We start from the raw sequence: 22,460 nt of genomic DNA on the forward strand, positions 1-22,460 counted from the left end.
TTAACAACGGCGCCGGAATGGACTGCGCGTAAAACGCTAATTCGTTTGTTTCCCGCGTCAAAAAATCATATGATAGGGGATTGACTTTTCAGGGAGCGCTGATTCCCTTTACCTCTATAACGTTCAAAACGCACCGGCCCCTACAGAATCAAGCGTTACGGCCCAATGCGTTAACGGAGAAAGTGTTGTTATGACAGATTCCACTACCGATCTGCAATCGCCCCAGGCAAAAATGGATTTCCGGGCTTATTCAATTTCCTGGAACCTTACCAAACGTTGCAACTTGAATTGCGACCACTGTTACCTGGACGCCGACTTTCGCGGCGGTTTCAGAACGGACGAACTCAATACCGAAGAATGTTTTCGCGTGGTCGACCAGATCGCCGAAGTCAACCCCAACGCATTCCTGATTTTGACTGGTGGCGAGCCGCTACTGCGCCCCGACATCTACGAAATCATCCGCTATGCCGCCGATAAAAAATTCATGGTGGTGCTGGGAACCAACGGAACCCTCATCAACCACGCCAACGCGAAGAAGATCAAGGAAGCAGGCGCGCACGGCGTCGGCATCAGCATCGATTCGATGGACGCCATCAAACACAATAAATTCCGCGGCGTCGATCAGGCTTGGGAAAATTCCACCAAAGCCTTCGACATTCTCAACGAAGTGGGCGTCGATTTCCTCATCCAGATGTCTGTTTCCGATATGAACTACAAGGAAATCCCGGAAGTCGTCGCGTATGCCGAAAGCATCGGCGCGATCGCTTTCAACCTGTATTTTCTCGTCTGCACCGGTCGCGGCCAGGGCAACACGGATATCTCCAACGCCGCTTACGAAGAAGCGCTCAAAACCCTGTACGATCTTCAAATGGAATATCGCGGACGCCTGATGATCAATTCCAAATGCGCGCCGCAATACAAGCGCGTCGTTTATGAAAACGATCCCGATTCCGTTTACACGCGCACCTACTCCGGTGGCTGTCCGGCGGCAACGCATTACAGCCGCATCACCCCGGAAGGCAATCTGACTCCCTGCCCCTTCATCGAAGAGCCGGTCGGCAATCTGAAGAATTCCAGTTTCAAAGACTTATGGAATAATTCGCCACGCATGCTCGAACTGCGCGACCGAAAAAATCTGGAAGGCAAATGCGGCACCTGCGAATTCTCAGCCATGTGTTCCGGCTGTCGCGCCCGCGCCTTTGCCGAAACCGGCAATTATATGGCGGAAGATCCTTCCTGTGATTACGAACCCGGTAAATACGGCAATAAGGAAATCACCCTTAAAGTCGAGGACACGCTGGGTCTGGAAGTCGAATACCATGTCCAATGGACGCCGGAAGCCAAGCAGAGACTGGAACGCATTCCTTCCTTTGCGCGGGGAATGGTCGTTAAGGGCATCGAACGATTTGCGGAAGAAAGAAACATCGCATTGATCGACGAAGCGGTCGTGAAAAAATCGCGCGAAGAAATGATCGAAAAACGCGGCGCCATGTTCCCTTTCCTCAAAAAGTTCATCAATTCGGAAAAAGAATAAGAGAAGCGCAAGTTCTCCGAAATAAGGCGTCGCTGATGCGGCGCCTTATTTTTTTTTGTACAGGTCGCCGACGCGAAAAGAACTCTTGTTGACGTCCGCCGCTCCATCTTCAGCGATGGCGTTCGCCACCTCGTTCCGGTAATTCTTCACGGTCCGGTACATGGGGTGGGAAATATCCAGTTTCAAATTGGTCAAAGCCGCTGTCGCCTTCTGCCCTCCCAACTGCAGGTAACAGACGATCTCTCCAGATTCATTGTCGCGAAACGCGTCGATGATCTCCAAAGGCGTGTTTTTATCCAGAACGCAATTCAACTCGCGAAACAGCTCAATCACCGGTCCCTTGCCATAAACGCGAAAGGGAATATGCTTTTTTAGCTCGGTCAATATTTTTTGGGCGCTCATTTTGCTTTAACCCTATATTGTGTGGAATAACGTCAAAAAATTGGACGCCAGAAAACCATTCAAGGCGATCCATGATTATTCCGAAAAGATAACAGTAGGGGTCTCTAAAAGGAACTCTTTTTTTTCAAAGGCGATTTTCACTTTGAAATGATGATTCCAGGGCCGCTCCCAAAGCAAGCAGAAACTTGACAAAGACCAATAAATTCATTAACTTAGAAGAAGTCTCTTCGACTTTCCCAAGGCCCTGTGAACCGATTCTTGCCCGCAATTAATCTGATATTGGGAACGCTGATCCTGGTGATCGTCGCCTTGGGCGTTAAAACATGGACCCACCCCAAATATCCTTCCCGGGTGGATGGGCAAACCGTGTCCATAGCGCCCAAAATATTTGAAGAATTGAAACTCAGCCGGAAAATCATATCTCCAGACGTCGTGAATCAAGTGACTTCTAAAAATTTATTCAGACAGCAACGCGCGGAATACATTCCTCCCCCGCCGCCTCCGGCTTCGGTCTCTGAATCCGCAACAGCCGTTGCGCAAGTTCCGGCGACGCCTCCGCCAACTCTGGAGCTTAAAGGCGTGATGCTGATCAATGGGAAAAACATAGCCATTCTCGACGGTGAATTCTCCGTTCGCGATACCAATAACGTGGTCAGCAAAAAACCGGTCAAACGCAAAGGCTATTCGGTCGGCGATCAAATAGGCGACTATCGAGTGGAGCAGATTGAAAGAAGCCATGTGACTCTGAGCAATCAACAGGGATCGGCGCTGATCGTGCCCTTGAACAAAAGAACGGCAACCGAGACCATCGGCCGCAGAGGCAACGAGCTGTATCACAAGGCGAAAAACTTTTCTCCCAACGATTTGAAAATCAAGCATATCAAGAAAAAGTCGCCGCCGATACCGAAGCCAGCAGAAACCAGAACCGAAACGCCGTCAACGCCACAGAGAACCCAAGGCATTGCGCCCGCCCCTGTGGCGTCCGCGCCTCCGCCAGTCGCTATCGCTCCGCCCGCCCATGTATCCGGCGGAGCCTGGTAAAAGGACAACACCCTATGCTGAAAAAATCTGATCCTGTAGAGCGCATCCTGCTTCAACACAAGAAGATTTCAGAAAAATCGCTCCAGGAAATCAAAGCGAAGCAGTTGCACAACGGAAAGTATCTAGGGAAATCCCTGGTCGATCACGGTTTCATCCACGTCCAGACCCTGCTCTCCACCTTGAGCGAAGAGCTGGGCGCGCCCTATCTGAGCAAAGACGATTTTCAGAACAAAGAACTTCCCGTGCAGGGACTCGACATTCCCGAAACTTTTCTCCGCGAGAAACTGGTATTCCCGATTGAAGTCTCAGGCAATACGCTTCGCATCGTCATGTACGACCCCTTCGACTGGGGAGCCATCGAAAACCTGAAAGTATCTTTGGGCAAAGAGATCAAAGTCTGCCTTGCCAGCGAAAGCGATATTCTCGAATCCATCGAACTGTATTACGGCGGCGGCGCCTCCGCGATGGATCGCATGGTCGGTCAAATCGATCAGGACGAAACCAAAAACGGCGACGACGACGAAAATGCCGAACAAATTCGCGACATGGCGTCGGAAGCGCCCGTCATCAAACTGGTCAACCACGTCATCACTCGCGGCATCGAAATGGGAGCCAGCGATATCCATCTTGAGCCTTTTGCTGAAGACCTGATCCTGCGCTACCGCGTCGACGGCATTCTGCACGAGGTGGAATCGCCGCCAAAACGTTTGAATTCCGCCATCAGCACACGCATCAAAATCATGGCGAAGCTGGACATCTCGGAGCGACGTCTGCCGCAGGATGGGCGCATCAAATTGAAAATTCACGGCAAGGACATCGACATGCGCGTGTCCACCCTGCCCACCCTTTACGGCGAAAGCGTGGTCATGCGTATTCTCGATCGCGGCGCCCTGCAGGTCAATCTCGATCACCTGGGTTTCCCCGAGCGCGAACTCAAATTATTTGAGGAGTTGATTAAAAAGCCCTATGGAAAACTCCTCGTCACCGGCCCGACCGGTAGCGGCAAGACCACCACCCTGTACGCGGCTCTCGATAAAATCAACACGCCCGACAAAAAAATAATCACCATCGAAGACCCCGTCGAGTATCAGATGAAAGGCGTCAACCAGATTCATGTGCGCTCGCAAATCGGGCTCAGTTTCGCGCAAGGCTTGCGCTCCATCGTTCGCCAGGATCCCGACGTCATCATGGTCGGCGAGATCCGCGACTCGGAAACCGCAGACATCTCTATTCAGGCCGCCCTGACCGGTCACATGGTTTTCAGCACCGTTCACACCAACGACGCGGCGGGCGCCGTATCGCGCCTGCTCGACATGGGCGTTCAAAGCTATCTCCTGTCGTCCGCCCTGCTCGGCGTGCTCGCCCAGCGACTGGTGCGCATCATTTGCGAACACTGCAAGGAACCCGTCGCCCTGCCCGCCCAGTTCGTTCAGGAAATCGGCCTGGGAGACAAAGGCAAGGTCATGGTCTTTCACGGCAAAGGCTGTAAAGCCTGCAACCAAACCGGGTTTCGCGGGCGCGTCGGCATTTACGAATTGCTGATCGTCGACGATGAAATCCGACGACTCATCGTCGAGAAGGCCAGCTCCCACGTCATTCGCGCCGCCGCCATGAAAACCGGCATGCGTCGCTTGAGAGACGACGGCTGGAGAAAAGTTCTGGAAGGCGTCACCACGGTCGAAGAAGTTCTCCGAGTCACCCTGAACGACAGCGTATAAAATCATCATGAGCACCTATTACTACCGCGCCACCGATCAACGCGGAAATTATTGCGAAGGCCATGTTGAAGCCGCAGATTACCGCATGGCGGTGCAGTCCGTCCGAAGCCTCAACTATTTCCCGATCGAGGTCAAAAGCCAGCCGCTGAAGAAAAAGGTTTCGCTTAACAGCCCGGAGATCAAATTCGAATTCGGCAAACGAATCTCGCCGCGGGAGATGATGGACATCACCCAGCAACTGGCGACGCTGGTGGAATCGGGATTCACCATCGACAAAAGCCTCGGCGTGCTCACGCAGTTGACAGAGAAAGCCTACAGCAAATCGGTTCTCGCCGACGTTCAGGAAAAAGTTCATGCAGGAAGCTCCCTCGCCGACGCGCTGGCGGAGCATCCCAAAGATTTCTCCAAGCTCTATTTGAACATGATCCGCGCCGGAGAAGCGGGCGGGACCCTCGGCCCCTCCCTCACCCGGCTCGCCGGGTTTCTCGAACGCTCGGAAGAACTCAAGGCCAACATCCGTTCCGCCATGGTCTACCCGGCGATCCTGACGCTGGTCGGCGGCGGCGCCGTCGCCGTACTCATCACCGTCGTCATCCCGCAATTCTCCAAGCTCTTCGAGGAGATGGGACAGGCCCTGCCGACGCCCACGAAAATCATGCTCGGCTTCAGCGCACTGTTGACGGATTACTGGTGGGCCTTGCTCATAGCGACGATCGCCTTCGGCTTTGGATTTTATCTGTTTTTGAAAACGGAGAAGGGACGTTTGAAATGGGACGGGCTGTTATTGAAACTTCCCGTCCTCGGCTCTCTGATCGAGAAAATCGAAGTCTCCCGGTTCAGCAGAACGCTTTCCACCCTGCTTCAAAGCGGCGTCCCGGTCTTGCAGGCGCTCACCATTGTCAGCAGTATTCTGGAAAACCGCGTCATCAGCCGGGCGATGGATCATATCCACAAGGGTCTCAAAGGCGGACTCGGCCTGTCCGGCCCCTTGATCGAAACCGGCGTTTTTCCCGCGCTGGCGACGCATATGATCACCATCGGCGAGCAGTCCGGAACGCTGGATGAAATGTTGGAAAAAGTATCGAACACCTACGACAGGGAAGTCGAGCGATCCATCAAACAACTCATTTCCCTGATCGAACCGATCATGATTTTACTGATGGCGGTGATCATCGGATTCATCGTCATCTCCATGTTACTCGCAATCTTCAGCGTCAACGAAGTGTCTTTTTAATTATTTTTTACAGGATCGATATACACGCTATGAACAGAACACGCATCACACTGTCGATATTAAAAGCCAACGCCATGACACGCGCCTCATGGTCGTTGAAAAAGTCGGGCAAAGCAGACATTGCGCCATCGTTAAAAAAGTCAGACCTGGGGTTCACGCTGATTGAACTCATGGTCGTGATGGTCATCATCGCCTTGCTCGCCGGACTCGTGGTCCCCAAATTTTTTGGTCAGGTGGACAAGGCCATGCAACAGGACGCCCAGGCGCAGATCGAATTGCTCGGTCAGGCGCTCGATCTCTACCGACTGGAAAAGCATAAATACCCGACCACCGACCAGGGACTGGAGGCCATTCAATCGTATTTGAAAAAAGAAATCCCAAAAGACCCTTGGGGGAATCCCTATGTCTACAAATCTCCGGGACAACATGGCGATTACGATCTGGTGTCCTACGGCGCCGATAACGCCGAAGGCGGGGAGGAAATCAATCAGGATATTGTCAGCTGGAAACATATTGGCTAAGCGTCGAAGTTCTGCAACGAGCGAGGGCTTCACCCTGCTGGAACTGATCCTGGTTCTGGTTCTCATGGGACTGGTCGCCGGGCTGGCGACGCCCTTCGTCATGTCCACCGTCGAGCGCATTCAGCTGAACACGGCGACTCGCAAAATGGCCGCCGCTCTGCGCTATGCGCGGAACGAAGCGGTGACGCATAAAAAACGCTACCTGTTCAGCGTTGATATCGACGCCAACCGTTACTCCTTGAGCCGGGGCGACGATGAAGAACAGACCCTGGAGCGCACGGTGGAAGGCGACGCCAGAGTCGCGGCTTACGAAAACGAAAGCGAGCCTGTTTCCTCCGGCGTCTTTTCCATACAGTTTTTTCCGCAAGGAAGCGCCAGCGGCGGAAAGATTCGCATCGAGCCTGTTGAACGCGAAGAATCGGACTCATACTATGTCATCACCATCGACCCCGTCACCGGCGCAAGCCGCATCGAACAAAAAGAATCCTGAGGCCGGCTTCTCGCTTCTGGAAGTCGTGGTCTCCATGGCCATACTGGCCATCGGCTTCGTCACGGTCATGGAACTGTTTTCAGGAAGCGTGAAATCCGCCTCCCTGTCCGAACAGTATCTGAAAGCGTCGACGCTCGCCCATTCGAAATTCAACGAAATGGAGCTTTCCAATTTTCAATTGAACGAAACCAGCGGTTATTTTGAAGACCCTTATCGTTGGGAAGTTGAAATCTCCCCCTACGAGTCAGAACTGAACGACCCGGACAACCAGATCAACCTGTACCAGATTCTCCTCACTGTTTTGTGGAACGACGCCGGCAAGGAAAAGAATGTGCAACTCGCCGCTCTCACTCTTGCAGGCGAGAGCTACCCCCGGCCCGACTCCGACTTGAGCGAACTCTTCGCTGGCGGCGCCGGATCGATCGCCGCAGGCGGCGCGGAAGCGCCCGCAGAAACGCCTGATGCGGGTGATGGGGACTCCTCTTCCGGCGCCAACATCAGCGGCTCTTCAACCGGAGGCTTTCATATTTCAGGAAGCGGCTCCTCCATCCCCAGCGGTTCGGTGGGCAAAATCATCATCGGAGCCACCTGATATGAAATCCATCTCACAATCCGACGGCTTCACCCTGCTGGAACTCATCCTGTCGCTGGCGATTGTCGCCCTCATGGTCGGCCTGTCCCTCGGCGGCATCCGGCTCGGCATCATGGCCCGCGACGCGGGAGACAACAAAGCGGAAACGCATCAACGCCTGAGAACCATCGCGCAACAGCTGGGGCAGAAAATCAAATCCAATTACCCCGTCTATATCCAGAAAAAAGACCAGACCTTCGCGCGCGATGAAGCCAACCTGCAAGCCGCCAAACGTTCGCTCGCATTTCAGGGAGGAGAAAATTTCGTGCGCCTCGTGACTTTCTCTCCGCCCTTGACCGGCGACCCGGAACACGCGCCCTTCGCGCATGAAACGCTCATCTATCAGGGAGAACTCCCGAAAACAGGAGAAACCGGAATCATTCTGATGGAAAGGGAAATTCAGGGCGACAACCTCTTCACCTATATCGAACCGGACCAGCCGGACTCGCGCTTCTACATGCTTTCCAAAGACGTCAAATATCTCAAGTTCCGATATTACCAAATGGAGAAAATCCCCAAAAACGAACTGGAGAGCCAATCCAACCCATCCATCACCCATCGCGGACTCTGGGTCGACGAAATTTTTAACGTCAGCGCCCGTCAATTGACGGAAGCGGAAATAGAACGCAACAAACGTTTGGGAATCCAGGGCGACGACGCCATCAGCCTGCCGCGCGCCATAGAAATCTCCATCGGCCTGACCGAACAGCCCATAGGCGAGGAAGAAGCGGTGGTCGCTTACGCGCCGCCCATCATCATACCGCTGAATTCTGGAATGGAATTTGCATTACCTGCTAGAGAGGCTGAAGATGCCGCCAACTGACAAAATTCCGACGCCTTTGGCGCGCAGAATCGGGCAGGAACGCGGGATCGCCTTGATGGCCGTTTTATGGCTCCTCGTCATCCTCATGGCGCTGGCCAGCGAGTTCGCGTTTTCGATGAAAACCGAAGTCAACGCCACGCGCAATTACAAGGACGATCTGGAAGCCTATTTCCTTGCGAAGTCCGGCGTCCAGTTGGCGATGGCGGAAATCATTCGCAAGGCAAAATTTCATTCGATTCACCCCGAACTGGGATGGATCAGCGGCATTCCCGCTCAGAGCGGAACCAGCGTCAGCGCTGGCGAAGAAGAAACGCAGGAATTTTTTGAAATCAACCGGGACGACATTGAACTCGGACAAGGAACCGTGACTTACTCGATCACAGACGAAAACGGAAAAATCGGCGTCAACACCGCCTCGCGCGAAGCCATCATCAAGGTACTCGCCGCGCTCGGGCTGGAGGTCGGGCAGGATCGCGACATCATCGCCGATTCCATTCTCGACTGGATCGACGACAACGACACGCATCGCCTGAACGGCGCCGAAAACGATTATTACCAATCGCAAACGCCGCCCTACAAGGCGAAAAACGGGCGCATCGAATCCATCAATGAACTCCTGCTAGTCCGCGGCGTCACCCCGGAATTGTTTTACGGCTCCGACGAAATCGGCGCAGGACTCAAGGATTTATTTACGATTTACAACGTCAGACAGACCAATCCCAACACCATGAGCGCGGCGGCTTTGCGAGTGTTTTACAGCGGCGAGCAAATGAGCAACATCCTGTCTCAAAAAACCGCGAAAGGTTATTTCAATAATTCAACCTCGACGCATTTTCGCGTCCGCTCCACCGGCTCCATACCCGGAGGCGCCGAGCACAGCATCGAAGCCGTCTTTCAGAAAACGCTGGTGGACGGTAAACCGGCGTTAACCACTCTCTTTTGGGACGACAACTCGTTCAGCGAATGAAACCAATCTATCTTGAAAAATCCATTGGGATCGATATCCGCAGCGACTCCGTTGCCATGGTTCTCATTGGCAAGAAACTGACCCAGACCGACCTGCTTGGAGCCTGCTGGTTCCGCATTCGCGATATCGATGGACCGGACAAAAAAGAAGAACAGGTCTTTTTGACCGAAGCGAACCGCTTCCTCATGCATCATAACGCCTGGCCTCAGGCGACCGCGATCAGCCTGCCGCGTCGACTTTTCACATTCGAAACTTTTGAACTGCCCGCGCCGGACGCAAAATCGGTTCCAGCAATGATCGAATTTGAAATGGAGCGGCATTTTGCATCAATGGAACACTGCTACGCCGACCATCTATACGTCCAACGCGGCGCCAGTCAGTTTCATATCTCTGCGGCGGCGATACGTTCGGAGAAAGCCGATTATTATTTTGAACTGATGGATAAATTGAGTCTGCCTCCGGCTTCAGCCAATCTGTCGACCATTGCCAACGCCTCACTCGCGCTCTCTCGTCCCGGCGCTCGAGATGAAATTTCAGCGATTGTCGACATCGACGCAAAAAGCATCGAAACCGTCATCATGAAAAACGGCGGCATTGAGGCATCCAGACACATCCCGCTGAACGATCCAGACATACAAAAAGCCTACGCCAACGACGCCTTGTCCTCTTCCCATTTTGAAGCCTTGTCGCAGGGTCTGGCGAAACTTGTCATTGAAGGATTGCAAAACGCTCTCGGTCAGTGCCGCAACATTCAGGAATCTGAATCCATCGAACGCATCTGGCTCTGCGGAGGCGGAGAGCTGGCGAATAGCCTGGCTTACGCTCTCGAAAAAACTTCAGGCGTTCAGGTCGAAGCCCTGGGCAAGCTCAATGGCATGCGCGACTGGACGCGGGGAGAATTCGACCCGGCTTACCACACAACCGCATTGGGTCTGGCTGTGGCTGAATTGAATTCAGGCAATAACCGCGGAAATTTGCTCCCCGTCGAAAAACGTCCTAAAAAGAAACGGGGCAATTTAAAAGTTACCGCCGGAATGGCCGCAGGGGTTATACTGTTGATCGCTGGTCTGTGGGTCAACCAAACCTTGTACAACAAGCAAACGCTCGCAAATCTCGACCGGCAATTACAGGAAATCAAAACCCAGGCAGGCGCCTTCGAAAAAATCGATCTCGCATTTGAAACGCTGGAACGATCCACGCACACCCTGAACGCTATCGAAGCGGATCACCCGGCGCGCCTCGCCGCCCTGCTCGAATTATCAAACATCGTTCCGGGAGACTCCTGGCTCACGACCGTCAAATTCACAAAAAATGAAATGGAAGTGAAGGGCTATTCCAGCTCCGCATCGAAATTGATTCCCATCATAGAAAATTCGCCGTTGTTTCGAGACGCCTCGTTCACGGGAACAATCCTCAGCGAAGCGGCTGGGGAAAAATTTTCCATCAAGGCGCAAATGGAGTCGGTATCGTGACGATGACAGCGCGGGACAAACAATTTCTGATCGGCGGAGCGGTCTTCATCGTCTTTTACGTACTCTACCTTTTCGTCGCCGAACCGCTTTACAAAAAGAACAAAAGCGCCGTTCAGGATATAGAGAACAAAATTTTATTCATTCAAAAATATTTTGCCGTGATCAATCAGGAATCGCTGTACCAGCAACAGGAGCAAGCCAACCAGCAAATCCGCACGCAGTTGGAGCAACGCTTTCTGGATGAGAACCAGCCCGGCCTGGCCGCCGCGCAATTGCAAAAAATTCTGGAGGAGCTGTCGCGTCAATCCGGCGTCGAAATGCCGCGCGTAAGGGTGGAAAAAGCCCGCTTCGTTCAGGGCCTGCTCTCGGTTCCCATTGAAGTCACCCTGCTGTCCACAACGCGCGGCCTGACGCAATTCATCCGCTCCGTGGAGAGCCATCAAAAATTTCTAGTGATTGAAGAATTGAACAGCCGCATCTCCGCCAAGGGAGAACCCGAAAAACTCCAAACCCGGTTATTGATCAGCGGTTTCATCCACCAGTTCGAATCCGGGGACAAGCAAAACACATGAGACATTTTTTAACATTCATTCTGATCGCCCTGCTGACGCTGTCGCTCGGTTGCGCGCAAAAGCGCAAGTCCACCATCGACAAGCTGAAAGAGCAAACCGCGCTGGAAGAGTTGTACGCAAAGCGCAAGGATTCAACGAAACCCGGCGATCCATCGGGCAAGCCAGGCGCGCCGCAAGGCGACGTCATCGCCGATAAAGAATTGAAGGCGCTCGAGCAGATTCAGCCGCCCGCCAAGTCCGTCACCGTCGTCACGGTCGACGCGCCCTTGCGCAAAGGCCCCGGAGAGCGTTTCAAACAAATCGGCGTCGCCAAGATTGACGCGAACTACAAACTGATTCGCTCTCAGCGTTTACCGGAAGAGGAACAAAACTGGTATCTCGTAGAAAACGCCAGAGGACGAAAATTCTTCATCTCCGGTCAGGACGCCGTTCCGCCTGAAACAACGCCTAAGGAAACGACTGTGGAACCAACGGTCGCGCCGCCAGCCAAACAATCCGGCGAGGCAGTTGCGCAAGCGCCTGAAACAATCCAAACCTCTAAGGATGAAATCGAAGATGAGCCGGATCAGCAATTGAGCAATCTCGATATCCTGCAAATGCGCGATACCGGAGCGCTGGATGATTTGCGCACGCACCTCGATCCCAGTCCGCCGGTTCCTCCGGAATTGCTTCAGGCGAAGCATATCACCCTGAATTTCGAAGGCACCGAGGTTTACGACGTCATCACCACCTTCTGCGAATTACTGCAACTCGACTACATCATCGAAGGCGCGATCGAAGGCAAGGTCACCTTGCAGACCTTCAATAAAATCGACGTGAAAGACCTGTACCCGGTGCTGGAACAGATTCTTGCCCTGCACAATATCACCGTCGTGAAGAGCGGCAATTTTTATCGTTTCCTGCCCATCGAAGAGGCGCAGAGAAAAGCCACCGGCGTTTACCTCGACGACGATCCGGCCTTGCCTTCGGACGAACGCATGGTCATCCAGATCGTTTCCTTGCAGAACATTTCAAAGGAAGCCGCCGAGAAAGTTCTCAAACCCCTGCTCACTGAAAAAGCGCAGTTCATTGAAGTGCCCGGTTCGCAGAACATGATGCTGGTTGAAATCGCATCCAATCTGAAACGACTGGTCAAAATCGTCAAGGCGCTCGACGTGGATAAGCTGGCTTCTTCGGACATTCAACTGTACCGACTGAACAATGCAAACGACGAGGACGTCGCCGAAGAGCTTAAAAAAATATTCACCGCGATGGGCTTTGCCGACGCGCTCGACAAATCCCTGACCTTTCTTCCCATCGAGCGGATGAACTCGATTCTCGTGGTCAACACCATCGAGAGTCTGACGCCGACCATCGACTTCTGGATGCAGAAACTCGACCAGCCCATCGCCGAAGGCAATGTCAGCACCTTTGTCTACTATGTGCAAAATGGCGAGGCGGCGGCGATCTCCACCCTGCTGAACGGAATTTTCGGCCAGTCGTCCGGTCAATCGTCGCTGGGCAATATCAAGCTGACCTCGGACAAGGACACGAAAAAAACAACAACGAGTACAAAAGAAACCGGGAGCAAAACGGATAAGGGCGACAAATCTTCAGGAACCAACGTCAGCGTCACCGCAGGCGGCATCAGCGGTGAAAAGCTCGAAGGCGATATCACCATCATTCCCGATCCCGACACCAACTCGATCATCATTCGCACCAATCCGAGAAACTATCCGGCGATACTGGCGCTCATCAAGAAACTCGACCTGTTCCCGCAACAGGTGCTCATTGAAGTGCTCATCGTCGATGTGACCATTGACGAAAACACCGCCACCGGCCTGCAACTGGCGATTCAGGATAATATGGGCAGTCCGACCGTTTCCGGCGGCGTCAATGGCAATACTCTGGGAGCCACGCTCGGCGCGGCCACCGCCAGCCTGCTCACAACGGGCGGCTCGCTGGTCGTCAATCAGGCGGGCAAACTGTCGGCGACCCTGCAATTATTCGCTTCAGACTCCAAGGCAGACATCCTCGCCAATCCGATTCTGGTGACCTCGGACAACAAGGCGGCGAGCATTTCCATCACCGACGAAGTCCCGATTGAAAGCAGTTCGATTCTGGACACAACGGGAGGCTCGTCACTGGTAGGAACAACCATCGAATTCAAGGACGTCGGCATCAAACTCGACATCGTTCCTAAAATCAATTCCGACAATTTCGTCAACCTGAAGATCAATCAGGAAATCAGCAGTCAGGGCAACGACATCACCCTGAAGTCTGGCGATACCACGCCCTCCTTCAGCAAACGCCTGGTCAACACCGAAGTGGTCCTGCGCGACAAGCAGGTGCTGATCATGGGCGGTTTGATGCGAACCACAATCAACGAAAATTCAAGCGGCGTTCCCTACTTGAAAGACATTCCCTATCTGGGCCGTTTGTTTGGCAGCAAGGAGGACTCAAAAAAGAAAACCGAGCTGATGCTGTTCATCACCCCGCACATCATTTCCAACAGCGAGGACTCCGAGTTCATCACCAAACAGTTCGAGCGTCGCCTCGGCGATTTCAGCCAATACGTGAACCGAGGCTAGGTGAAGACCGCCAACCGCCGTCTTCTCCCCTGCAGGGTCTGCCTTACTCGTTTGAAAATAGGCTTTTGGGGGGAATCTTTCAGGAATCGATTTCCGACAGGATTCCCCCTCTCCTTTTATTGACTTCCCTCCCCCCCTTATTTATAATCACTTCTTTCATAGTGTAAGACTTTCTAACAACCCTATTGGTCCCTCCATGCTGGAACAGATAAGAACCCGATTTGATAATAGTTTAGAGTTGATTGGCTCTACGCCATTAGTTAAACTTAACAAAGTCGTCCCAGACAATGGCGCCAACATATACGCCAAGCTGGAATTCATGAATCCCGGCGGTAGCGTTAAGGATCGTATTGCGCGCGCGATGGTGGAAGACGCGGAAGCGCGGGGAATATTGAAACCCGGTTCGACGATCATTGAACCCACCAGCGGTAATACCGGAATTGGCCTGGCGCTGGTCGGAGCTGTAAAAGGATACAATGTCATTCTGGTCATGTCTGAGAACATGAGCATGGAGCGACGCATGATCCTTGAAAGCTATGGGGCCAAAACGGAACTGAGTCGCGCGGAATTTGGCATGGAAGGCACGATCGAACGCGCCGGTGAATTGCTGGCGGAGAATCCCGATTATTTCATGCCGCAACAATTCAACAACCCGGCCAACCCGGAAGCGCATCGCAAAACGACGGGACCGGAAATCGTCTCGGCGATGAACGGCGAAACCGTCGACGCATTCGTCGCGGGCGTCGGCACCGGGGGAACGATCACCGGAACCGGCGAAGTGTTGAAAGAGACTTATGGCGATGTACTGCTGGTGGGCGTGGAGCCTTCCACATCCGCCGTTTTATCTGGCAAACCTGCGGGCCCGCACAAAATTCAGGGAATCGGAGCCGGATTCAAACCCAAGGTTTTGAATCTGGACATTATAGATCGTCTTCGACCGGTATCCGACGAGGACGCTTATCATTATTCACAACGTCTGGCCATGGAAGAAGGCTTGCTGGTTGGCATTTCCTCCGGGGCCGCTTTGTGCGCCGCCTACGAGATCGCCAAAGAGCTGGGCGCGGGCAAAAATGTAGTCGTGATTTTACCGGATACAGGCGAACGATATTTCAGCTTCAAACAGTATTTCTAGAGGATAGGTAACTTTCGATGGGATATGTCAAAGGTTTAAAATGCAAGGAGTGTCAAAGAGAATTCCCCAAAGACCCGATTCACGTCTGTGAATATTGCTTTGGGCCGCTGGAGGTGGACTACGATTACGAAGCCATCGGCAAAGTGATCTCGCGCAAACGCATTCAGGACGGGCCGCCCTCCATGTGGCGTTACAAGGACCTGATGCCTTTGGACGAAGAGCCGAAAGTGGGCCATCATGTCGGCTACACGCCGCTGGTACGCGCGAAGAATCTGGGCAAGGCGCTGGGACTCAAAAACCTGTACGTCAAAAATGATTCGGTCAACCACCCCACCTTTTCCTTCAAGGACCGGGTGGTCTGCGTCGCCATTTCTAAAGCCATGGAATTTGGCTTCGATATGATCTCCTGCGCATCGACCGGCAACCTCGCCAATTCCGTCGCCGCGCATTCAGCGGAAGCCGGATTGAAAAGTTGCATCTTCATTCCCGACGGACTGGAAGCGGGTAAGATTCTCGGCACGAACATTTACGGCACGCAATTGATCGCCGTTCACGGCAGTTACGACGACGTCAACCGCCTGTGTTCGGAAATCGCCGCCAACCATCGCTGGGCCTTCGTCAACATCAACATCCGCCCTTATTACGGCGACGGTTCCCGATCCTACGGTTATGAAATCGCCGAACAGCTCGGCTGGAAAACGCCGGACAATGTGGTGGTTCCCGTTGCGGGTAGTTCGCTCATCACCAAAATTTATAAAGCCTTCAAGGAATTTGAACAGTTCGGTTTGCTGGAAGGCAAAGTCAACACCAAGGTGTTTGCCGCGCAGGCCACCGGCTGCTCTCCGGTAACGACCGCTATTAAGAACGGCACCGAAACCATCAAACCGGTGAAACCGAACACGATCGCAAAATCCATCGCCATCGGCAACCCGGCGGACGGCTATTACGGCGTCAAGACCGCCAAGAACAGCGGCGGCTGGGGCGAAGACGTCAGCGACGAGGAAGTCGTCAAGGGCATGCAGTTGCTGGCCCAAACCGAAGGCATCTTCACCGAAACCGCAGGCGGCGTGACCGTTGGCGTTACGAAAAAGCTGGTGGAACAGGGTCGTATCAAGCCCGACGAAGTCACAGTCATCTGCGTCACCGGCAATGGACTGAAAACACAGGAAGCGCTGGCGGGAGTGTATGCCGCGCCGCCAGTCATCGAACCCAAGTTACAATCATTCGAAGATATTTACTCAAACAGCATCACGGTATAAGGAGATAGAAATGCCCGTCAAAGTAAGAATTCCAACCCCTTTGATGAAACTCACCAATAATCTGAGCGAAGTGGACGCCGAAGGCAACGCAATTTCAGATATTCTGAACAACCTGGAAACCCAGTTTCCCGGCATCAAAGAACGGATTTGCGAAGAGAACGGAACCCCGCGTCGCTTCATCAACATCTACCTCAACGAGGAAGACATTCGTTTTCTTGAAGCGGAAAAAACCGCCGTTAAAGACGGCGATGAAATTTCAATCATCCCGGCGATTGCGGGCGGGGTTCAGTAATGGATTTTACCGATGAACAGATAGAACGTTACAGCCGCCACATCATCCTTCCCGAAGTGGGAGGCGTTGGGCAAATGAAAATGCTCGACGCTCGCGTTTTGTTGATCGGCGCTGGCGGTCTGGGTTCCCCTGCGGCTTATTATCTGGCCGCCGCCGGGATCGGTAACATGGGCCTGGTGGATTTCGACGTGGTGGATTCTTCCAACCTGCAACGCCAGATCATCCACTCCACCGAACGGGTGGGAATGCTCAAAACCGAATCGGCAAAAAAAACCATTGAAGCGCTGAACCCGGATGTCAAAGTCACTCTCTTCAACGAACGCCTGACTTCTGAAAACATCATGCGCATCTTTGAAGGCTTCGACTACATCCTCGACGGCACCGACAATTTCGCGACGCGCTACCTCATCAACGACGCCTGCGTCATGATGAACAAGACCAATATTCACGGCAGTATTTTTCGCTTTGAAGGTCAGGCCACCGTGTTCAAGCCCAAAGAGGGGCCTTGCTACCGTTGCCTGTACCCCGAACCTCCGCCTCCGGGACTGGTTCCCAATTGTCAGGAAGGCGGCGTGCTGGGCGCGCTTGCAGGCGTGATTGGTAATCTGCAAGCGGTGGAGACCCTGAAACTGGTGCTGGGTATTGGCAAGCCTTTGATCGGCACGCTTTTGCTCTACGATGCCTTGAACACCGAGTTTCGCCGTCTCAAGCTCAAAAAAGATCCAAATTGTCCCATGTGCGGGGATTCCCCGAGCATTAAGGAATTGATTGATTACGAAGAATTTTGCGGTTTATCCAGGTAATTGAGACTAGCGACTCAAAAAATATTTTCTACTGACTCACAACCTTTGGAACTTCATTGAATCTAAAAGAGACTATGTCCAGAGTAAAAGTGAACGCATCCATACCCGAAGAAGTGCAGGTTCCGGCCTGTCCCTTGATTACGGACGAAAGCATTCTCAAGCAGATCGGCAACACGCCCCTGCTGAAAATGCAGAACGTAGGCCGGGAATATCCCGACGTTGAGATTTACGCGAAAGCAGAGTGGAGAAACGCCGGCGGTTCGGTCAAATCCCGCCCTGCCCTGCAAATGATCCTCGACGGCGAGAAATCCGGCAAGCTCAAGCCAGGAAAAATCATCCTCGATTCCACTTCCGGCAATACCGGCATCGCTTACGCGCTCATCGGCAAGCTCAAGGGCTACAAGGTCAAACTGGTCATGGCCGCGAATGTCTGTAAAGAACGCAAAGGCCTGATGGCGGATTTTTACGGCGCAGAGATCGTCCAATCCAGCCCATTCGAAGGTTCCGACGGCGCCATTCGACTGGCTAAAAAATTGAACGAAGAGAACCCGGAGTTGTATTTCATGCCGGACCAGTACAATAATGATTCCAACTGGAAAGCGCATTATTTCGGCACCGCTGAAGAGATCTGGAAACAGACCGAAGGCCGCGTCACGCATTTCACGGCGGGCATCGGCACCGGCGGCACGATCATGGGAAACACGCGACGCCTGCGCGAATTGAACCCGAATATCAAATGTTACGCGATGGAACCCGCTGAAGAATTACACGGCATCGAAGGCCTGAAACACATGGCCTCCTCCATCGTACCTGGCATTTACAAGGAAGAAGAACTCGACGGCAAACTCTCCGTCGCCACGGAAGACGCCTACTCGATGGTCGAAACCCTCGAAAAAGAAGAAGGCATTCTGGTCGGGCATTCCTCTGCGGCGGCGATTGTCGGCGCATTGCAACTGGCCAAGGAAATCAAGAAGGGCGTGATCGTCACGGTCTTTCCTGACAGTTGCGACCGTTGCTACATCAATTTTGGCAAATTCAAGGAATATGCCGAGAATCAACCGCACAGCATCCCCAAGGCCGACGCGTAAAACCCCCGATGCCGCCATTTCAGAAACACCTCTTCATTTGCAATAACCAGCGTAAGGAAGACGACCCGCGAGGCAGTTGCACGAAATGCGGTTCTGAAGATTTACTGGATTTCGCCAAAGGCTGGATTCACGACAACGGATTGAAAGGCAAGGTTCGCGTCAACAAAGCGGGCTGTCTCGACGCCTGTCAATACGGTCCCGCAATGGTGATCTACCCCGACGATGTCTGGTACTCGCCGCAGAATCGTGAGGACATGCAAGCCATTCTCACCGAGCATGTGCAGAACAACCAGCCGGTGGAACGCCTGCGCATCCAGTTCAAGACCCGCGGATCGACCGCCTAGGCTGTATTCGCCTGGATCTGATGCAGTTTGTAAAAAATCCCCTTTTTCTCCAGCAGTTCCCGTCGCGTTCCATACTCGGCAATCTCCCCATCCTTCAACACCAGCGCCTTGTCGACATGTTTGATCGTCGTCAAACGATGCGCAATGATGATGCTGGTGCGACCGCGAATGATTTCCTTCACGGCGGCATGCAACAAGGCTTCCGTCTCTGAATCCACGCTCGACGTGGCTTCATCCAGAATCAGGATACGCGGGTCCACCGCCAGAGCGCGCGCGAAGGACAATAACTGCCGTTGCCCCAGCGACAGGCCCTTCCCCTCTTCGCCGATATCGTGGTTGTATTTCTCGGGAAGCGTTTCTATGAACTCATGCGCGTAGACCGCGCGGGTCAGGGGTTGGATGTCATCCAAGGTCTTATCAGAATTGGAAAGGCGTATATTATCCAGAATATTTCCCGAGAACAAAAACACATCCTGCGGCACCAGCGCCATTTGACGCCTCAATTCGTACTTGTCCAATTCTCCAATGGATTGCCCGTCGAGACGGATTTCTCCGCGCGCGATGTCATAAAAACGGCAGAGCGCATTCACCAGCGTCGATTTGCCCGAACCGGTCGCGCCGACAATCGCCAGACTCTCTCCCGGCTCCAGAGTGAATGAAACATCCTTCAAAACATAGTTGTCTTTCTGGTAGGCGAACCACACCTTGTCGAATTCAACGCGGCCCTTGGGAGACGCAATCGGTTTCGGATTTTCAGGATTGGGAACTTCCTCCGGCGTGTCGAGCAGTTCAAAAATGCGTTCGGAAGAAGTCATCGCCGTCTGGATGATATTGAATTTTTCCGCAAGGTCCCGGATCGGCTCGAAAAACTTCTGCAGGTATTGCAGGAAAGCGATCAATACGCCAAGCTGTATTTCCTCCTGAATGAAACGCCCTCCTCCATACCAGATCGCCAGGCCAATGGCGGCGGAACTGAACACGTCAATGGAAGGCATGAAGACGGCGTTGTAATGCAGGGCGCGTAAATCCTCGCGCAGTTTGTCGCTGTTGGCGCTTGAAAATTTTCCGTAAAATTCCTTCTCCTTGCTGAACAATTGCAAGGCTTCCATTCCCGAAATATTTTCCTCCAGCGCCGTGTTCAGTCGGGTCAGATGCGCCCGGTTCTTTCTCAAGGCGTCGCGCGCCCGCACGCGATAATACTGCGTCGCCATCACCAAAAAAGGAAATACCGCGCACACCACCAACGCCAGACGCCAGTCGAGATACCAGAGTACGCAGAAAATTCCCACCAGCGTGAACAGGTCGTTGAAGACCAGTATCAAACCCGAGGTCAACATTTCGTTGAGGACTTCAACGTCGTTGACGACTCGAGTCACCAGTTTGCCGATGGGCGTCTGGTCAAAATAGCGAAAAGACATGCGATGCAAATGCGCGAAGGCGCGCGTGCGCAAATCCAGCATCACCCGTTGTCCGATCGACTGCATCAGCCAGGTCTGCGCAAACTGGCAGATGAAAGTGAACACCAGCACGCCAAGATAAATCAAAGCCAGCTTGTCCAGACCCTCCAGCTTGCCGACGGAGATATGATCGTCGATAGCGATCTTGGTCAGATAAGGACCCGCCAGGTTCAGCATGGAAACTGCAAACAACATGCTGATGGCTAAAATCGCCAGCCCCGAATAAGGTTTCAGGTAAAGCAGAATCCGGCGAAACAGCGTCCAGTCGAGATAACGCTCCTGAAGATTTTCCTGACGCTCGTCGTTCATTGCAATGCGATTTCCATTTCCATGGCCAGAACCTGGTTATTGTAGGTTTCCGCGTAACGCCCCTTGTTTGCCATGAGAGTATTGAAATCCCCTTTCTCGCTGATGACCCCGCGCTCCATGTAAATGATCTGGTCGGCCCGACGAAGCGCAGGCAAACGATGCGATACCAGAATGAGCGTCGAACCTTCCATTTCTTTTGCGATATTCTCCATGACGCGCGCCTCGGTTTCCACATCCAGACCGGACAATGCGTCGTCCAGAATCAAGACTTCAGGGCGAACCAGCAGGATACGGGCCAGAGCGACGCGCTGTTTCTGTCCGCCGGATAAGGAAACGCCGCGCTCTCCCACCAGCGTTTCCAGTCCGTCGGGGAAACGCTCCAACTCCCCGGCAAGCCCGGCATTGGCGGCGGCGCGATTGATTTCTTCGAGCGTTGCCTGAGGACGACCCAAAGCGATGTTCTCGCGGATCGTCATCGAAAACAGAAACGGTTCCTGCCCTACAAAGCCAACCCAGCGACGCAAGGACTCCAGACTCAGACTATTAAGATCGTGTCCGCCAACCTTCACCGACCCCGACTGCGGATCGTACAAGCGAGGGATCAGCTTCACCAGACTGCTCTTGCCAGAACCAACCGAACCCGTTATCGCCAGCACGCTTCCTTTGGGGATGAGCAGATCGATCTGCCGCAATGCGGGACTCGCAGCGCCGGGATAAGTGAAACTTGCATCGCAAAATTCAATGTCCCCATCCGGGTCGACCGCCGTCGCCGTTGCGGAATCGGCTATTTTGGGTTCCGCCTGAAAAATTTCATGCACCCGTTTCATCGCCGCCCGGCCCTTTTGCGCCAGATTCACCACATAGCCCATTCCCATCATCGGCCAGGACAACATCATTAAATAACCGTTGAAGGCGACAAAATCGCCAAGCGTCATCTCACCCGCAAGCGTCGCCTTGCCTCCGACCCAAAGGGAAATCAGGGCCGCAATACCCAGCGTGAACATATAAGACGGGCTGAACGTTCCATACAACTTGGCGACGTTGAGATTTTTTTCGACGTATTCCTGATTGAGCTTGTTGAATTTTTTCTTCTCCTGCTCTTCCTGCACAAAGGAATGCAAGGTTCGAACGCCCGCTATATTCTCCTGCACCAGCGTCGTTATTTTAGCCAGATGCGTTTGGACAATTTCATGACGCTTGCCGATTTCCCGAATGAATCCAAAAAACAAAAACGATACGATGGGCAGAGGCAATACAACCCACAGAGTCAGCATGGGGTGAATCATCAACATCAATATAAGAGCGGCAACGATCACCACCACGGCGTCTACCAGGATCAAAAGCCCCAGCCCAAAAAAATCCCGCACGGCGCGCAGATCGTTGGTGGCGCGCGACATCAGATCGCCTGTTGAAAAACGCAGGTAAAAGGATTTGTCCAGCTTGAGCAGGTGTTGCAACAGATAGTCGAGGAGATCGCGTTCGATTTTACGCGAGGGACCGAAAAGAAATTTTCGCCAGCCAAAGCGACACACCGCCTGAATGACCGAGACCAGCGCGATCAGCAAAGCCAGCCCGATCATGTCGTCCCGATGCGCCGCTTGCGGGAGGCTGTCGATGACTTCCTTCAACAGCCAGGGAATCGCCAGTCCTGCCGCATCCGTCACCAGAAGCGCAAGGATGCCCCAGGCAAATTCCTTGCGATATTTGAGGAAGAAGGGAAGAAAGAATTTTATGTTATCGAACTTCATTAATTTTCATGAGAGAAAAACCGGCAGAAGTGCGACGGGGAAAGCAGGCGGGG

The 22,460-nt window shown here is 53.2% G+C and carries 21 protein-coding genes; 18 read left to right on the forward strand and 3 right to left on the reverse strand.

What is annotated here, in order from left to right; translation table 11 throughout:
* Nucleotides 1-190: 190 nt before the first annotated feature.
* Nucleotides 191-1,534 (forward strand): radical SAM protein, encoded by a 1,344-nt coding sequence (locus G3M78_12855; GenBank protein ID QPJ66234.1) that lies wholly within the window; start codon nucleotides 191-193, stop codon nucleotides 1,532-1,534.
* Nucleotides 1,535-1,579: 45 nt separating this feature from the next.
* Here G3M78_12855 and G3M78_12860 read toward each other — a convergent pair whose 3' ends face one another.
* Nucleotides 1,580-1,936: a hypothetical protein gene (locus G3M78_12860; protein QPJ66235.1), complete on the reverse strand. Its 357-nt coding sequence runs from the start codon at nucleotides 1,934-1,936 to the stop codon at nucleotides 1,580-1,582.
* A gap of 258 nt (nucleotides 1,937-2,194) precedes the next feature.
* Between G3M78_12860 and G3M78_12865 the strand changes: the two genes are divergently transcribed.
* From G3M78_12865 to G3M78_12945, 17 genes are all read left to right on the forward strand, one after another.
* Entirely contained in the window at nucleotides 2,195-2,977 is a 783-nt protein-coding gene (locus tag G3M78_12865) for a hypothetical protein (GenBank protein QPJ66236.1), read from the forward strand.
* A gap of 14 nt (nucleotides 2,978-2,991) precedes the next feature.
* Nucleotides 2,992-4,695 (forward strand): type II secretion system ATPase GspE, encoded by a 1,704-nt coding sequence (gene gspE, locus G3M78_12870; protein QPJ66237.1) that lies wholly within the window; start codon nucleotides 2,992-2,994, stop codon nucleotides 4,693-4,695.
* 7 nt (nucleotides 4,696-4,702) lie between these two features.
* Nucleotides 4,703-5,929 carry a type II secretion system inner membrane protein GspF gene (gspF, locus tag G3M78_12875; GenBank protein ID QPJ66238.1) on the forward strand — a complete coding sequence of 409 codons (1,227 nt, stop codon included), beginning with the start codon at nucleotides 4,703-4,705 and terminating at the stop codon, nucleotides 5,927-5,929.
* Nucleotides 5,930-6,003: 74 nt separating this feature from the next.
* A complete protein-coding gene (gspG, locus tag G3M78_12880; GenBank protein QPJ66858.1) occupies nucleotides 6,004-6,450 on the forward strand; it encodes a type II secretion system major pseudopilin GspG in 447 nt (148 codons plus the stop codon).
* Nucleotides 6,443-6,940, forward strand: a complete 498-nt coding sequence (locus G3M78_12885) for a prepilin-type N-terminal cleavage/methylation domain-containing protein (GenBank protein QPJ66239.1) — start codon at nucleotides 6,443-6,445, stop codon at nucleotides 6,938-6,940. Before gspG ends, G3M78_12885 begins: the two co-directional genes overlap by 8 nt.
* Entirely contained in the window at nucleotides 6,882-7,532 is a 651-nt protein-coding gene (locus G3M78_12890) for a prepilin-type N-terminal cleavage/methylation domain-containing protein (GenBank protein QPJ66240.1), read from the forward strand. Before G3M78_12885 ends, G3M78_12890 begins: the two co-directional genes overlap by 59 nt.
* Before the next feature lies 1 nt (nucleotide 7,533).
* Nucleotides 7,534-8,394 (forward strand): type II secretion system protein, encoded by an 861-nt coding sequence (locus G3M78_12895; protein ID QPJ66241.1) that lies wholly within the window; start codon nucleotides 7,534-7,536, stop codon nucleotides 8,392-8,394.
* Nucleotides 8,381-9,361, forward strand: coding sequence for a general secretion pathway protein GspK (locus tag G3M78_12900; GenBank protein QPJ66242.1), 981 nt, complete (start codon nucleotides 8,381-8,383; stop codon nucleotides 9,359-9,361). Before G3M78_12895 ends, G3M78_12900 begins: the two co-directional genes overlap by 14 nt.
* Nucleotides 9,358-10,833 carry a hypothetical protein gene (locus tag G3M78_12905; GenBank protein QPJ66243.1) on the forward strand — a complete coding sequence of 492 codons (1,476 nt, stop codon included), beginning with the start codon at nucleotides 9,358-9,360 and terminating at the stop codon, nucleotides 10,831-10,833. The genes G3M78_12900 and G3M78_12905 overlap by 4 nt, the downstream gene beginning before the upstream one ends.
* The gene (locus G3M78_12910; protein ID QPJ66244.1) at nucleotides 10,830-11,405 is read left to right on the forward strand and encodes a hypothetical protein; all 576 of its coding nucleotides are present in this window, start codon (nucleotides 10,830-10,832) and stop codon (nucleotides 11,403-11,405) included. Before G3M78_12905 ends, G3M78_12910 begins: the two co-directional genes overlap by 4 nt.
* Nucleotides 11,402-13,975: a type II secretion system secretin GspD gene (gspD, locus tag G3M78_12915; protein QPJ66245.1), complete on the forward strand. Its 2,574-nt coding sequence runs from the start codon at nucleotides 11,402-11,404 to the stop codon at nucleotides 13,973-13,975. The genes G3M78_12910 and gspD overlap by 4 nt, the downstream gene beginning before the upstream one ends.
* 196 nt (nucleotides 13,976-14,171) lie before the next feature.
* A complete protein-coding gene (cysK, locus tag G3M78_12920) occupies nucleotides 14,172-15,107 on the forward strand; it encodes a cysteine synthase A (GenBank protein ID QPJ66246.1) in 936 nt (311 codons plus the stop codon).
* Between the two features lie 17 nt (nucleotides 15,108-15,124).
* Nucleotides 15,125-16,366, forward strand: a complete 1,242-nt coding sequence (locus G3M78_12925) for a threonine synthase (GenBank protein ID QPJ66247.1) — start codon at nucleotides 15,125-15,127, stop codon at nucleotides 16,364-16,366.
* A gap of 10 nt (nucleotides 16,367-16,376) precedes the next feature.
* On the forward strand, nucleotides 16,377-16,658 hold the full coding sequence (locus tag G3M78_12930; GenBank protein ID QPJ66248.1) for a MoaD/ThiS family protein: 282 nt from the start codon (nucleotides 16,377-16,379) through the stop codon (nucleotides 16,656-16,658).
* Nucleotides 16,658-17,461 carry a molybdopterin-synthase adenylyltransferase MoeB gene (moeB, locus tag G3M78_12935; protein ID QPJ66249.1) on the forward strand — a complete coding sequence of 268 codons (804 nt, stop codon included), beginning with the start codon at nucleotides 16,658-16,660 and terminating at the stop codon, nucleotides 17,459-17,461. Before G3M78_12930 ends, moeB begins: the two co-directional genes overlap by 1 nt.
* An 89-nt stretch (nucleotides 17,462-17,550) precedes the next feature.
* The gene (locus tag G3M78_12940) at nucleotides 17,551-18,549 is read left to right on the forward strand and encodes a cysteine synthase family protein (protein ID QPJ66859.1); all 999 of its coding nucleotides are present in this window, start codon (nucleotides 17,551-17,553) and stop codon (nucleotides 18,547-18,549) included.
* 8 nt (nucleotides 18,550-18,557) lie between these two features.
* On the forward strand, nucleotides 18,558-18,893 hold the full coding sequence (locus G3M78_12945; protein ID QPJ66250.1) for a (2Fe-2S) ferredoxin domain-containing protein: 336 nt from the start codon (nucleotides 18,558-18,560) through the stop codon (nucleotides 18,891-18,893).
* Here G3M78_12945 and G3M78_12950 read toward each other — a convergent pair.
* Both G3M78_12950 and G3M78_12955 read right to left on the reverse strand, forming a co-directional pair.
* Nucleotides 18,890-20,659 (reverse strand): ABC transporter ATP-binding protein, encoded by a 1,770-nt coding sequence (locus G3M78_12950; GenBank protein ID QPJ66251.1) that lies wholly within the window; start codon nucleotides 20,657-20,659, stop codon nucleotides 18,890-18,892. The two genes, G3M78_12945 and G3M78_12950, sit on opposite strands and share 4 nt — an antisense overlap.
* Nucleotides 20,656-22,407, reverse strand: a complete 1,752-nt coding sequence (locus tag G3M78_12955) for an ABC transporter ATP-binding protein (GenBank protein QPJ66252.1) — start codon at nucleotides 22,405-22,407, stop codon at nucleotides 20,656-20,658. The genes G3M78_12950 and G3M78_12955 overlap by 4 nt, the downstream gene beginning before the upstream one ends.
* Nucleotides 22,408-22,460 lie beyond the last annotated feature (53 nt).

The sequence above is a fragment of the Candidatus Nitrohelix vancouverensis genome, from assembly GCA_015698305.1.
In the GTDB taxonomy this organism is placed as follows: Bacteria; Nitrospinota; Nitrospinia; order Nitrospinales; family VA-1; genus Nitrohelix; species Nitrohelix vancouverensis.

Bases quoted from the DNA above. Each gene is read 5' to 3' on its own strand.
- G3M78_12855 (QPJ66234.1), top strand. From the start codon at position 191: ATGACAGATTCCACTACCGATCTGCAATCGCCCCAGGCAAAAATGGAT.
- G3M78_12860 (QPJ66235.1), bottom strand. From the start codon at position 1,936: ATGAGCGCCCAAAAAATATTGACCGAGCTAAAAAAGCATATTCCCTTT.
- gspE (QPJ66237.1), top strand. From the start codon at position 2,992: ATGCTGAAAAAATCTGATCCTGTAGAGCGCATCCTGCTTCAACACAAG.
- gspF (QPJ66238.1), top strand. From the start codon at position 4,703: ATGAGCACCTATTACTACCGCGCCACCGATCAACGCGGAAATTATTGC.
- gspG (QPJ66858.1), top strand. From the start codon at position 6,004: ATGACACGCGCCTCATGGTCGTTGAAAAAGTCGGGCAAAGCAGACATT.
- G3M78_12890 (QPJ66240.1), top strand. From the start codon at position 6,882: ATGTCATCACCATCGACCCCGTCACCGGCGCAAGCCGCATCGAACAAA.
- G3M78_12895 (QPJ66241.1), top strand. From the start codon at position 7,534: ATGAAATCCATCTCACAATCCGACGGCTTCACCCTGCTGGAACTCATC.
- G3M78_12900 (QPJ66242.1), top strand. From the start codon at position 8,381: ATGCCGCCAACTGACAAAATTCCGACGCCTTTGGCGCGCAGAATCGGG.
- G3M78_12905 (QPJ66243.1), top strand. From the start codon at position 9,358: ATGAAACCAATCTATCTTGAAAAATCCATTGGGATCGATATCCGCAGC.
- gspD (QPJ66245.1), top strand. From the start codon at position 11,402: ATGAGACATTTTTTAACATTCATTCTGATCGCCCTGCTGACGCTGTCG.
- cysK (QPJ66246.1), top strand. From the start codon at position 14,172: ATGCTGGAACAGATAAGAACCCGATTTGATAATAGTTTAGAGTTGATT.
- G3M78_12925 (QPJ66247.1), top strand. From the start codon at position 15,125: ATGGGATATGTCAAAGGTTTAAAATGCAAGGAGTGTCAAAGAGAATTC.
- G3M78_12930 (QPJ66248.1), top strand. From the start codon at position 16,377: ATGCCCGTCAAAGTAAGAATTCCAACCCCTTTGATGAAACTCACCAAT.
- moeB (QPJ66249.1), top strand. From the start codon at position 16,658: ATGGATTTTACCGATGAACAGATAGAACGTTACAGCCGCCACATCATC.
- G3M78_12945 (QPJ66250.1), top strand. From the start codon at position 18,558: ATGCCGCCATTTCAGAAACACCTCTTCATTTGCAATAACCAGCGTAAG.
- G3M78_12950 (QPJ66251.1), bottom strand. From the start codon at position 20,659: ATGAACGACGAGCGTCAGGAAAATCTTCAGGAGCGTTATCTCGACTGG.
- G3M78_12955 (QPJ66252.1), bottom strand. From the start codon at position 22,407: ATGAAGTTCGATAACATAAAATTCTTTCTTCCCTTCTTCCTCAAATAT.